This is a genomic window from Neisseria sp. P0019.S002 (assembly GCF_051957155.1).
Taxonomy (GTDB): domain Bacteria; phylum Pseudomonadota; class Gammaproteobacteria; order Burkholderiales; family Neisseriaceae; genus Neisseria; species Neisseria perflava.
The window spans coordinates 409,498-421,803 of the sequence record NZ_JBQCWS010000002.1; the positions used below are offsets into that span (position 1 = coordinate 409,498).

At 49.0% G+C, this 12,306-nt stretch carries 11 protein-coding genes and 1 tRNA gene; 10 read left to right on the top strand and 2 right to left on the bottom strand.

Annotation, left to right across the window (positions count from 1 at the left end; genetic code table 11):
* Positions 1 to 81: 81 nt before the first annotated feature.
* Complete coding sequence (locus ACTHTY_RS05295) at positions 82 to 1,758, top strand: formate--tetrahydrofolate ligase (protein ID WP_440366670.1); 1,677 nt, start codon at positions 82 to 84, stop codon at positions 1,756 to 1,758.
* 65 nt (positions 1,759 to 1,823) lie between these two features.
* Here ACTHTY_RS05295 and ACTHTY_RS05300 read toward each other — a convergent pair whose 3' ends face one another.
* Together ACTHTY_RS05300 and fba are read right to left on the bottom strand one after the other, a co-directional pair.
* Complete coding sequence (locus tag ACTHTY_RS05300) at positions 1,824 to 2,753, bottom strand: glycosyltransferase family 2 protein (RefSeq protein WP_440366671.1); 930 nt, start codon at positions 2,751 to 2,753, stop codon at positions 1,824 to 1,826.
* Positions 2,754 to 2,882: 129 nt separating this feature from the next.
* Positions 2,883 to 3,947 carry a class II fructose-bisphosphate aldolase gene (gene fba / locus ACTHTY_RS05305; protein ID WP_440366672.1) on the bottom strand — a complete coding sequence of 355 codons (1,065 nt, stop codon included), beginning with the start codon at positions 3,945 to 3,947 and terminating at the stop codon, positions 2,883 to 2,885.
* Between the two features lie 150 nt (positions 3,948 to 4,097).
* On the opposite strand from fba, the gene ACTHTY_RS05310 reads away from it, so the two are divergent.
* The 9 genes from ACTHTY_RS05310 to ACTHTY_RS05350 form a co-directional block, all read left to right on the top strand.
* Positions 4,098 to 4,526: an acyl-CoA thioesterase gene (locus tag ACTHTY_RS05310; protein WP_440366673.1), complete on the top strand. Its 429-nt coding sequence runs from the start codon at positions 4,098 to 4,100 to the stop codon at positions 4,524 to 4,526.
* Position 4,527: 1 nt separating this feature from the next.
* The gene (locus tag ACTHTY_RS05315; RefSeq protein ID WP_440366674.1) at positions 4,528 to 5,424 is read left to right on the top strand and encodes a tyrosine recombinase XerC; all 897 of its coding nucleotides are present in this window, start codon (positions 4,528 to 4,530) and stop codon (positions 5,422 to 5,424) included.
* A 352-nt stretch (positions 5,425 to 5,776) separates the two neighbouring features.
* Entirely contained in the window at positions 5,777 to 6,706 is a 930-nt protein-coding gene (locus ACTHTY_RS05320; RefSeq protein ID WP_150536857.1) for an energy transducer TonB, read from the top strand.
* A 102-nt stretch (positions 6,707 to 6,808) separates the two neighbouring features.
* Complete coding sequence (locus ACTHTY_RS05325) at positions 6,809 to 7,468, top strand: MotA/TolQ/ExbB proton channel family protein (protein WP_049321979.1); 660 nt, start codon at positions 6,809 to 6,811, stop codon at positions 7,466 to 7,468.
* Positions 7,469 to 7,471: 3 nt separating this feature from the next.
* Positions 7,472 to 7,909 carry an ExbD/TolR family protein gene (locus ACTHTY_RS05330; RefSeq protein ID WP_003686804.1) on the top strand — a complete coding sequence of 146 codons (438 nt, stop codon included), beginning with the start codon at positions 7,472 to 7,474 and terminating at the stop codon, positions 7,907 to 7,909.
* A 132-nt stretch (positions 7,910 to 8,041) separates the two neighbouring features.
* A complete protein-coding gene (locus tag ACTHTY_RS05335) occupies positions 8,042 to 9,703 on the top strand; it encodes an electron transfer flavoprotein-ubiquinone oxidoreductase (RefSeq protein WP_114926064.1) in 1,662 nt (553 codons plus the stop codon).
* Positions 9,704 to 9,786: 83 nt separating this feature from the next.
* Positions 9,787 to 10,638, top strand: a complete 852-nt coding sequence (folP, locus tag ACTHTY_RS05340) for a dihydropteroate synthase (protein WP_440366675.1) — start codon at positions 9,787 to 9,789, stop codon at positions 10,636 to 10,638.
* 93 nt (positions 10,639 to 10,731) lie between these two features.
* Positions 10,732 to 10,807 (top strand) — tRNA-Ile (locus ACTHTY_RS05345).
* A 154-nt stretch (positions 10,808 to 10,961) separates the two neighbouring features.
* Positions 10,962 to 12,306, top strand: a 1,345-nt coding sequence (locus tag ACTHTY_RS05350; RefSeq protein ID WP_440366693.1) for a ShlB/FhaC/HecB family hemolysin secretion/activation protein, incomplete at its 3' end; no start/stop codon positions are given.

Below are 12,306 nucleotides of genomic sequence, written 5' to 3' on the forward strand. Positions count from 1 at the left end.
AATAGAACGAATATTCTTTTTCTTCCAGCCGTCTCTTGAGATTGTTTCAGACGGCCTTCCCTCACTCAATAAAGGAAAATCATGAGCTTCAAAACCGATGCTGAAATTGCCCAGTCTTCCACCATGCGCCCGATTGGTGAAATTGCCGCCAAGCTGGGTTTGAACGTTGACAACATCGAGCCCTATGGCCATTACAAAGCCAAAATCAATCCTGCCGAAGCATTCAAGCTGCCGCAAAAACAAGGCCGTCTGATTTTGGTTACCGCCATTAATCCGACTCCTGCGGGTGAGGGTAAAACCACCGTAACCATCGGTTTGGCGGACGCATTGCGCCACATCGGCAAAGATTCTGTTATCGCCCTGCGCGAACCTTCTTTGGGTCCGGTGTTTGGTGTTAAAGGCGGTGCGGCAGGCGGCGGCTATGCCCAAGTTTTGCCGATGGAAGACATCAACCTGCACTTCACCGGCGACTTCCACGCCATCGGCGCGGCGAATAACTTACTTGCCGCCATGCTCGACAACCATATCTATCAAGGCAATGAGTTGAACATCGATCCGAAACGCGTGCTGTGGCGTCGCGTGGTCGATATGAACGACCGTCAGTTGCGCAACATCATCGACGGCATGGGAAAACCTGTTGACGGCGTGATGCGTCCCGACGGTTTCGACATTACCGTTGCGTCCGAAGTGATGGCGGTATTCTGTCTTGCTAAAGACATCAGCGATTTGAAAGAGCGTTTGGGCAACATCCTTGTCGCCTATGCCAAAGACGGCAGCCCTGTTTACGCCAAAGATTTGAAAGCAAATGGCGCGATGGCGGCATTGCTCAAAGATGCGATTAAGCCTAACTTGGTACAAACCATCGAAGGCACGCCTGCCTTTGTACACGGCGGCCCGTTTGCCAACATCGCCCACGGTTGCAACTCCGTTACCGCCACACGTCTGGCGAAACACCTTGCCGATTACGCCGTAACCGAAGCAGGCTTCGGCGCGGATTTGGGTGCGGAAAAATTCTGCGACATCAAATGCCGTCTGGCGGATTTGAAACCTGATGCGGCTGTTGTCGTGGCCACCGTCCGCGCCTTGAAATACAACGGCGGCGTAGAACGCGCCAACCTCGGCGAAGAAAACCTCGACGCTTTGGCAAAAGGTCTGCCTAATCTCTTGAAACACATTTCCAACCTGAAAAACGTATTCGGCCTGCCTGTGGTGGTTGCCATCAACCGCTTCGTGTCCGACTCCGATGCCGAGTTGGCCATGATTGAAAAAGCCTGCGCGGAACACGGCGTCGAAGTTTCCCTGACCGAAGTATGGGGCAAAGGCGGCGCGGGCGGCGCGGATTTGGCGCATAAAGTCGTCAACGCCATCGAGAATCAACCGAATAACTTCGGCTTCGCCTACGATGTCGAATTGAGCATCAAAGACAAAATCCGTGCGATTGCCCAAAAAGTGTACGGCGCGGAAGATGTTGATTTCAGCGCAGAGGCTTCTGCCGAAATCGCTTCACTGGAAAAACTGGGCTTGGACAAAATGCCGATCTGCATGGCGAAAACCCAATACTCTTTGAGCGACAACGCTAAACTGTTAGGCTGCCCCGAAGGCTTCCGCATTACCGTGCGCGGTATCACTGTTTCCGCAGGCGCAGGCTTCATCGTTGCGTTGTGCGGCAATATGATGAAAATGCCGGGTCTGCCGAAAGTTCCGGCCGCTGAGAAAATCGATGTGGACGCAGGCGGCGTGATTCACGGCTTGTTCTGATTTGGATTGATCTTGAAATAGACAAAGGCCGTCTGAAACTTAGGTTTCAGACGGCCTTTTATGATTTAAGTGAATTTTAACTGACTTTTTAAGAAATTGAAGAACTTGTCTATCATGTCGAACATGGTATTGCGGTCTTCGCCAAACAATGAAATGCTGCGGTCTTTGCTGATTCTGTCATAGGCGGCAAAAATGGTTTTCAGCTCTTCGGTGGTCAAACGCAGTTGCTTTTCGTATAAGATGCGGCTTAAGAGCGTTACTTCCGTCGCGTTCAAATCAGGGAAGAGATGACTGATCCACAACTCCATGGTGTACTGGACGGATCTGTTGATTTTGTCTCTTTTTTTGCTTTCTTGAGTTTGGTGTATCCTGTAAAACAACAAAGGTTCGGGCAGGTTGGCAAAGGTTTTGCCATGTAGGGCGCATTGCACCCACATATGGAAATCGGGCGCGGTTTCCGTCGCGGTGTAGTTTATCCCGAGGTTTTTAATGCTGTCGTGCCGCCACATGGTGGTGGGGTTGAACATGTTTTGGGCGGCAAAGGAGAGAAAAGCTTTAATGTCTTTGTCGAGCAGGGGGAGATCGCTTAAAACGGGTTCTCTTCCGGATTGGTCGTCGAAAAAGATGGTGGCTTGGCTGCCGACAATATCGATTTCGGGATGACTGTCTAAGAATTGAATTTGTTTTTCAAAACGATCCAAGGCGCAAATATCGTCCGCATCCATTCGTGCCACATATTCGACCTCTACGTCTTTGAGCATATCCATGGCAAATTGGCAGGCAAACGGCTCGCCCCTGTTTTCCGGAAGGTGGAAAACCTGCAAACGTGAATCTTTGGCTGCGTAAGCCTCGAGGATTTCGCCGGTTTTGTCTGTTGAAGCATCGTTGACGGCGATGACGAAAAAGTCACGGAATGTTTGATTCAATACCGAATCCAAGCATTCGGGCAAATAAGCTTCGGCGCAATAGGCCGGCAAAATAACGGCGAGTTTCATGTTTGCTTTCGATGTGTTTTGATGGGTAGTCGGCGGGGGGATTTTACTATAAATTTCCCCAAAGCTAAGGCCGTCTGAAACCTTATTTTCAAGTTTTCAGACGGCCTTAGTGTTAATCTGATCTACGGATTATTTAACGATTTGGTTCAATTCGCCTTTGGCGTATTTGGTTGCCATTTTTTCCAAAGAAATCGGTTTGATTTTGTCGGCTTGGCCTTCGCAACCGAATGCGAGGTAGCGGTCAAGACAGATTTGTTTCATGGCTTCGACGGTTTTGCTCAGGTATTTGCGCGGGTCAAATTCGGACGGGTTTTCTGCCATGAAGCGGCGGATGGCGCCGGTAGAGGCAAGGCGCAGGTCGGTGTCGATGTTGACTTTGCGCACGCCGTGTTTGATGCCCTCGACGATTTCTTTTACAGGTACGCCGTAGGTTTCACCGATTTTACCGCCGTGTTCGTTGATGACTTTCAGCCATTCTTGCGGAACGGAGCTGGAGCCGTGCATCACGATGTGGGTATTAGGCAGGGCTTGGTGGATTTCTTTGATGCGGTCGATACGCAATACATCGCCTGTGGGTGGACGGGTGAATTTGTATGCGCCATGGCTGGTGCCAACGGCAATCGCCAGTGCGTCAACGCCGGTATCTTTAACGAAACGTACGGCATCTTCAACACTGGTCAGCATTTGGTCGTGGGAAAGTTTGCCCACTGCACCGACGCCGTCTTCTTCGCCGGCTTCGCCGGTTTCGAGGTTGCCCAATACGCCGATTTCGCCTTCAACGGACACGCCGCAAGCGTGGGAGAAGTTGACCACGGTACGGGTGGCGTTGACGTTGTATTCGTAAGAAGAAGGGGTTTTGCCGTCTTCCATCAGCGAGCCGTCCATCATCACGGAGGAGAAGCCCAGTTGGATGGAGCGTTGGCACACATCAGGAGATGCGCCGTGGTCTTGGTGCATCACGACAGGGATGTGCGGGAATTCTTCGACTGCGGCCAAAATCAGATGGCGCAGGAATGGGGCACCTGCGTATTTGCGTGCGCCTGCGGATGCTTGAACGATAACGGGGGCGTTGACTTGGTCGGCCGCCTCCATGATGGCGCGCATCTGTTCGAGGTTGTTAACGTTGAATGCGGGCAGACCGTAGCTGTTTTCGGCAGCATGGTCCAATAATTGGCGCATGGATACGAGTGCCATGAGGAGCTCCTGAAGTAGTGAAGGGTAAATTTATCCGATAAATTATAATGTTTTTTGCTATGAAAAACTACAAGCTGCTACATTGTTTTTATATATTAACGAACAGGGTCTCGGTTTATAATGGCGTAGTATTGAAAACGGGTGTGCAAAATGGATAGGATTTCGGTGGCCGAGTGTGATAAGCCTTTGTTTCAGACGGCCTTGACGGTGCAGGTGGGCGATGTGAACTATGGTGGCCATTTGGCGAACGATGCGGTGTTGCGTTTGTGCCATGAAGTGAGGATGCGTTGGCTGGCGAAGCTGGGTTGGAGTGAAATGGATGCCGGAGGGGCTGGCCTGATTATGGCGGATGCAGCGGTACAGTATTTGGCACAAGGTCATCATGGCGATGAGTTGTTGATAGAAATGGGGGCTGCAAGCGTGGCCGGTGTGGGCTTTTCTTTGCTGTACCGTATCCGTAGGATTTCAGACGGCCTTGTGCTGGCGAAAGTGCAGACGGGCATGGTGTGTTTCGATTATGGCAAGCAGCGTGTCTGTCGTCTGCCTTCGGCCTTGAAAGCAGCATTGGAGGCCGTCTGAAATGGCGGAATCAAACAATTTTGCGCTTCATCTTGAGCGCTATCTGAAAACCTTGCTGCAACAAGGCAAGTCGGAGCATACCGTTTCCGCTTATCGGCGCGATTTGAGCGAGTTGATGCGCCTGTTGCCCGATAATCTGGGAAACGGCCTGCCGACGCGCCGTGATTTTGTGGCGGTATTGAAAAAGCTGTCGCAAAAGGGCTTGAGCGAAAGCAGCTTGGCGCGGAAATTGTCGGTGTGGCGGCAATATTGCAGTTGGCTGGTGCAGATAGAAGTCATGGAAAGTGACCCGACATTTAATATGAAAGCGCCGCGCCTGCCCGAACGCCTGCCCAAAGCGCTGCCGCAAGAACCTTTAAACCATATCCTTGACCATGCGCCAGTTGATGACGAGTTGGACGTGCGCGATAAGGCCATGTTTGAATTGATGTATGGCAGCGGTTTGCGCCTGAGCGAGATACAAGGTTTGAATCTGGACGGTATCGTTTTGGACGAAGGCTGGGTCAGTGTGAAGGGTAAAGGCGGCAAGCAGCGGCAAGTGCCTTTGGTGGGCAAGAGCATTGCGGCATTGCGCGATTATTTGGCAGTGCGTATTGCCAAAGAGGGCGAGCAGGCCTTGTTTACTAATAAGAACGGCGGCAGGCTGGGGCAACGTCAAATTCAAAAACGCCTGCAGGCGTGGGCAGTGCGCGTGGGCAGTGCCAGCCATATCTCGCCGCACATGATGCGCCACAGCTATGCAACCCATCTTTTGCAGGCATCGGGCGATATCCGCGCCGTACAGGAATTGTTGGGTCACAGCAACCTTTCCGCTACGCAAGTTTATACAAAGCTGGACTTTGACCATTTGGCGCGCGTTTATGATGAGGCGCACCCAAGGGCGAAACGGAAAAAATGATTTTGTTTGAATCAGGCCGTCTGAAAGAATGTTTTCAGACGGCCTGATGTTTTATGGATAAAAAATACAGATGGTTTGAAACCATTTGAATTTTTATCGGTCTGATGAGGTTTCAATATTGGCCTGATGTGCGGATGGCATAAATATTGTAAGAGTCGATGGCTTTTTTAATACCGTTTATCTTTTCAGATGGCCGCTTGTTTGATAATATTAGTAATGAGAGCTAATATCATATTATGATATGCAGCCTTTAAAACAGCAGGTCTATAAACTTTCTCTATAAGCATTAATGCTTATTTTGACTGTAAAACGACTTGCAAACGGGAATTGTTGCTATTAACATAACGGAATTATGGATAAAAAACGAATTTTAACTCCAGCCGTCGTGACTTCCGTTGCGTTGATTCACGTCGGCTTGGTTGCACTTTTATGGCACGCGCACAAACCACCTCCTGTCGAAATGGCGAATATTGAATTTGTCGATTTGGGCGATTTCGGCGGTGGCGACGGTAGCCCTGAGGGCGAAGGCGCACCTGCCGCCCCCGAGCCTACCCCCGAACAACCAAAACCCAAGCCGAAACCCAAACCTAAGCCTGTCGAGCCGCCCAAACCTGTTATCAAACCTGTGGTAACGAAAAAAGAAAAAGCGGATATCGTACAGCAAAAGGAAAAACCGAAACCTATCGAGAAACCTAAGCCCGAGCCTAAGCCGGAACCCAAACCTGAGCCGAAGCCCGAGCCAAAACCTGAACCAAAACCAGAGCCGAAGGCAGAACCTAAACCATCTCCCAAAGCATCTGAATACTCAGGCAGCAAAACCGGGCCGAATACTGCGGAAAACGGTAAAGGCAACGGCGAAGGCAAGGCCTTGAGCGGAGAAGGAAAAGGCAACGGCGGCGGTACGAAAGGTACAGGCAGCGGCCGTGGCGAAGGCAGCGGATCCGGCAGCGGTGGTGCGAAAGGCGAACATGGCTCCGGTACCGGTGGCGGAGGTGGTGGCAGCGGTACAGGTGCCGGCAGCAGTAAAGGCAATCCGGCAAAAGGAACCTGCCATATTCCAAGACCTCCGTATCCTTCACTGTCCACTGAAAATGGTGAAGAGGGCTTGGTTGTTTTGAAAGTCTTGGTTGGTCCCGGCGGTAAAGTGGATTCAATTAGTGTGAATAAATCAAGTGGTTATAGTCGTCTGGATAACGCAGCGCGTAAAGCCGTTAAGGATGGTAGCTGTCATGCAAGCGTTTGGACTGAATTTAAAGTACCTGTCAAATTCACGCTCGAATAAGTATCTAGGCCTAAGCTGATTGATTAGAAAATATATGCTGTTGGGAAATAATTTTAAATGACCCGATAGAAATTTTAATTTTATTTTTAACTTGGAAAAATTATGGATTTAAGTTTAGTTTTCAAATCAGGTGATGTGGTACTGATTGGTGTATTTGTCCTGATGTTGTTGATGAGCGTGGTAACATGGAGCGTTATCGTGATCCGCTGCATCAAATACTGCAAAGCGAAAAAAGGCAATGCTCAGGTAAAAGAGTTGATGCTGAATGCGTTTACTCTGGCCGATGCTGTACAGAAAGCCAAAGCGGTAGAAGCACCAATGAGCAATGTTGCCGATGAGTCTCTGCGCGCATACCAAAACTACCGTCAAACGACAAGCAAATCGCTGATTGACGAATTGCCTTTGAACGAATACTTGGTTGTTCACATCCGCAACAGTATGTCCCAAACCATGCGTCAGTTCGACTATGGCATGACCGCGTTGGCCTCCATCGGCGCAACAGCTCCGTTTATCGGTCTGTTGGGTACTGTTTGGGGTATTTACCATGCCCTGATCGGCATCAGCGAAAGCGGTCAAATGAGCATTGCTGCGGTAGCCGGTCCGATTGGTGAGGCTTTGGTATCGACTGCTGTCGGCCTGTTTGTGGCGATTCCGGCCGTATTGGCGTACAACTTCCTCAATCGCGGTACGAAAACCATCGCGCAAGATATGGACGCATTTGCACATGACCTGCATGTCCGCCTTCTGAACCAAAAGGATTAAACCATGGCTTTCGGATCAATGAATTCCGGCGATGATGCGCCGATGTCGGATATCAACGTTACGCCTTTAGTGGACGTGATGCTGGTGTTGCTGATTGTATTTATGATTACCATGCCGGTGCTGACCCACTCGATTCCTTTGGAGTTGCCGACTGCCTCGGAAAAAGCGGCGAAAGAGGATAAGCAGCAGCCTAAAGATCCTTTGCGTTTGAGCATTGATGCCAGTGGTGCTTATGTCGTTGGCGGCGATTCCGATACCAAAGTGGATTTGGCAACGGTAACTGCCAAGCTGAAAGAAGCCAAAGCGAAAAACGAAGATGTGATTGTGGCGATTGCGGCGGATAAAGCGGTTGAATACGATTATGTCAACCAAGCCCTGCAAGCGGCGCGCGAAGCCGGTATCAGCAAAATCGGTTTTGTAACGGAAACCAAAGCGCAGTAATCTTTTGAACACAGTAAAGGCTGTCTGAAATTTGAGTAAAGTTTCAGACGGCCTTTTGTTGTATTTGGTAACTATATGTCCAGGCTGTATAATTAGCGGATTAAATTGAATAATGACAATACAGGAACCACTATGACAGAAACCATCGAACGCGACAGTATGCAATACGATGTCGTGATTGTCGGCGCAGGCCCGTCGGGTTTGTCCGCCGCCATCAAACTCAAGCAGCTTGCCGAAAAGAATGGACGTGAAATCAGCGTTTGCGTGGTGGAGAAGGGTTCGGAGGCCGGTGCGCACTCGCTTGCAGGTGCCATCATCGATCCGATTTCTTTGAATGAGCTGATTCCTGATTGGAAAGAAAAAGGCGCGCCGCTGACGCGTACAGTGACAAAGGACAGGGTTTTGTTCCTGACCGAGAAAAAAGCCTTCAACTTGCCGGTTACCCCGAATTTCGACAACCATGCGAACTATATTGCCAGCTTGGGCGAAGTCGTGCGCTGGCTGGCGGAGCAGGCGGAAAATTTGGGTGTGGAAATCTATCCGGGCTTTGCCGCTGCCGAAGTGCTGTATCACGAAGACGGTTCGGTCAAAGGCATTGCGACCGGCAATATGGGTGTGGGAAAAGACGGCGAACCGACCGATTCATTCCAGCCCGGCATGGAGCTTTGGGCGCAGCAAACCATATTTGCCGAAGGCTGTCGCGGCTCGCTTTCCAAGCAAGTCATTGAACAATTTAAGCTCGACCAAAACAGCGAGCCGCAAACTTACGGCTTGGGCATTAAAGAAATTTGGGAAGTGCCGTCTGAAAAACATCAGCCCGGTTTGGTGATGCACAGTGCAGGCTGGCCGTTGGACAGCAAAACCTACGGCGGCTCGTTTATTTATCATTTTGACGAAAACAAAGTCGCTGTCGGCTTTGTGGTCGGCTTGGATTATCAAAACCCTTATCTGTCGCCGTTTGAAGAGTTCCAACGTTTCAAAACCCATCCTGAAATCCGCAAAACCTTTGAAGGTGGCCGCCGTATCGCGTATGGCGCGCGTTCGCTGATTGAAGGCGGTTTGCAAAGCCTGCCGAAACTCTCGTTTAAAGGTGGCGTTTTGGTCGGCGATGCCGCAGGTTTCCTGAATATGCCACGCATCAAAGGCATCCATACGGCCATGAAATCCGCCATGCTTGCCGCAGAAGCCGTGTTCCCTTTGTTGGAAAACCTCGAAGAAGTGGAAAGCTTCGACAGCGGCAAAGAAGCGGCCGATTATCAGCAACGCTTTGAACAAAGCTGGCTGTATCAAGAGCTTTACGCCGCGCGCAATGTCCGTCCGTCATTTAAATGGGGTGTTTACCTCGGCTCCGTCTATACCGGTATCGACCAAATGATTTTCAGAGGCAAAGCCCCGTGGACCTTGAAACATCACGGCAAAGACAACGAGCAGCTCAAAAAAGCCGCCGAATGCAAGCCGATTGATTATCCGAAACCCGACGGCGTGTTGACCTTCGACCGCTTGAGTAGCGTTTTCCTCGCCAACCTTGCGCACGAAGAAAACCAGCCTGACCATTTGGTACTGAAAAACCCGCAGGTCATGATAGACGTAAACTACAAAGAATACGCCTCGCCTGAGACGCGCTATTGTCCGGCCGGCGTATATGAAATCGTCGAAGAAAACGGCAGTCCGCGTCTGCAAATCAACGCCGCCAACTGCGTCCACTGCAAAACGTGCGACATCAAAGACCCGACGCAAAACATCACTTGGATTTGCCCCGAAGGCGCAAGCGGGCCGAATTACGGCGGAATGTAATTGACTGTTTGAAGTCAAAACCTAAAGGCCGTCTGAAAAGTTTCAGACGGCCTCTATCCTATTATTTCATCAATGGAAGCATTATGAACACGCACATTTGGCAGGCAGGCCGATTTGAAATCGCCTTAGACAAACCGAAAATCATGGGCATCGTCAATCTGACCCCCGATTCATTTTCCGATGGCGGCACCTATTCGCAAAATGTCCAAATAGCATTGGCACATGCCGAGCAGCTGCTGAAAGACGGCGCGGATATTCTCGATATCGGCGGCGAATCTACCCGTCCGGGTTCGGATGATGTTTCTCTCGAAGAAGAATGGGCCAGGGTGCAGCCGGTTTTGGCGGAAGTCGCCAAGTGGAATGTTCCCGTCAGCTTGGACACGCGCCGCACGGCGATTATGGAAAAAGCCTTGGCGCAAGGCGGCGTCGATATTATCAACGATGTTGCCGCATTGAGTGATGAAGGCGCAGTCGCATTGTTGGCGCAACAGCCGAATACAGGCGTGTGTCTCATGCACATGCAGGGTTTGCCCAAAACCATGCAGCTTAATCCGCAATATCAAGATGTCGTCGAAGAAGTCGCGCGTTATTTAAAAGTACGCGCGGCAGAATGCGTTCAAGCAGGCATTGCCCCTGAACGCATCACGCTAGACCCCGGCTTCGGTTTCGGCAAAAACCTGCAACACAACATCACCCTGATAAAACATTTGCCTGAATTGATGGACGCAACCGGATTCCCCCTTCTGATCGGTGTATCGCGCAAACGTATGATTGGCGAGCTGACAGGCGAACAAGATGCCGCCAAACGCGTACACGGCAGCGTCGCAGCCGCTTTGGCCACAGTGGCTAGAGGCGCGCAAATCATCCGTGTTCACGATGTCAAAGCAACATCGGACGCTTTGAAAGTTTGGGAAGCATTGGGCGTATCGGCATAATGCCCGAATAGAAAACCAACAGGCCGTCTGAAACATTTGCTCGGCATCTTGAACAAGCAACAAGTTATGCTATAATCCGCATCTACTCTTGACGGGTCTGTAGCTCAGGGGTTAGAGCAGGGGACTCATAATCCCTTGGTCGTGGGTTCGAAACCCACCGGACCCACCAAATATTAAAAATGCCCGAGGCTTTTGGCTTCGGGCATTTTTGTATTTATTGGTTTGTGGTGGGGTTAAGATTCAAAGAGTTATAATAATTAATTTAATTTTACATATCTATTTTATCATGATAGCATGGCGTTTTGTCAATTATTATTAATAAAATGAAAATTCATGTTTTATCCCTATTTCCTGCTCTAATATTTTTGCCAAATTATGCTTTGGCTGGTGATAGCAATGATGCAGAATTAATCCGGTCTATGCAGCATCAGCAGTCAATTGATGCAAAATTACAAATGGAATCAGATGTAATGCTTGAACGAGCATCTGAAACTATTTCTTATCTTCTCGAAAATGGTGAAATACCTTGTACACAAGTTAAGCATATTGATTTAACTAGTGGGACTAACAGAGCATTTTCTTTTTTGCCTAGTGAAGCAATTGAAAAAACTGGTTTTCAGTCAGGGATGTGCTTGGGTGCCAATAATCTGCAAAAGTTGCAAAAGGCCACTCAACAAATCTTACTCTCGCATGGCTATATTACTTCTCAGGCAATTATACAACCACAGGATATGACTGATGGAATATTGAAAATAGATATAATAGCAGGTGAAGTAGGGGATATTCGTTATCAAGAAAAGAGAAATAAAAAAACAGCTGAGGGAAGTATTAGTGCATTTAACAATAAATTCCCTTTGCGTAAAAATAAAATACTAAATTTACAAGATGTAGAACAAGGTTTAGAAAATTTACGTCGCTTGCCAAGTATAGAGGCGGATATCCAAATTATGCCATCCGAGGAAGAAGGTAAAAGTGATTTACTCGTAAATTGGCGACAAGACAAGCCGGTTCGAGTCAGTATTGGTATAGATGATTCTGGCAGTAAAACTACAGGTAAATATCGAGGTAATTCTTCCTTATCAGTGGATAATCCATTTGGCTTAAGTGATCTATTTTATGTTTCCTATGGACGCGGTTTAGCACATCAAACAGAGTTAACTGATGAAAATGGTATCGAAACTAAAAGCGGTTCTAGGAGTTATAGTGTGCATTATTCGGTACCGGCCCAAAAATGGCTATTCTCTTTTAATCATAGTGGTTACCGCTATCATGAGGCGACTGAAGGTTATACCGTAAATTATGATTATAATGGTAAACAATATGGTAACGATTTGACTGCGGAGCGTATGATTTGGCGTAATGGTCATCATAAGGCTACAGTTGCTGCTAAATTATGGTCTAGACAGGTTTCCAAATATATTGATGATACGGAAATTGAGGTGCAGCGTCATCGCATGGCTGGTTGGGAGGCTGAGCTTCGCCATCGTGCCTATTTGGGATACTGGCAGCTTGAGGGCAAGTTATCTTATAAGCGTGGTACCGGTATGCGGCAAAGTATCCCGGTATCGGAAGAAGACGATAGTACTGATGCTTCACGTATGAAAGTCATTACGGCTGAAATAGATGCCTCAGTCCCTTTTAAATTGGGTAAGCAACAATTTTCATATG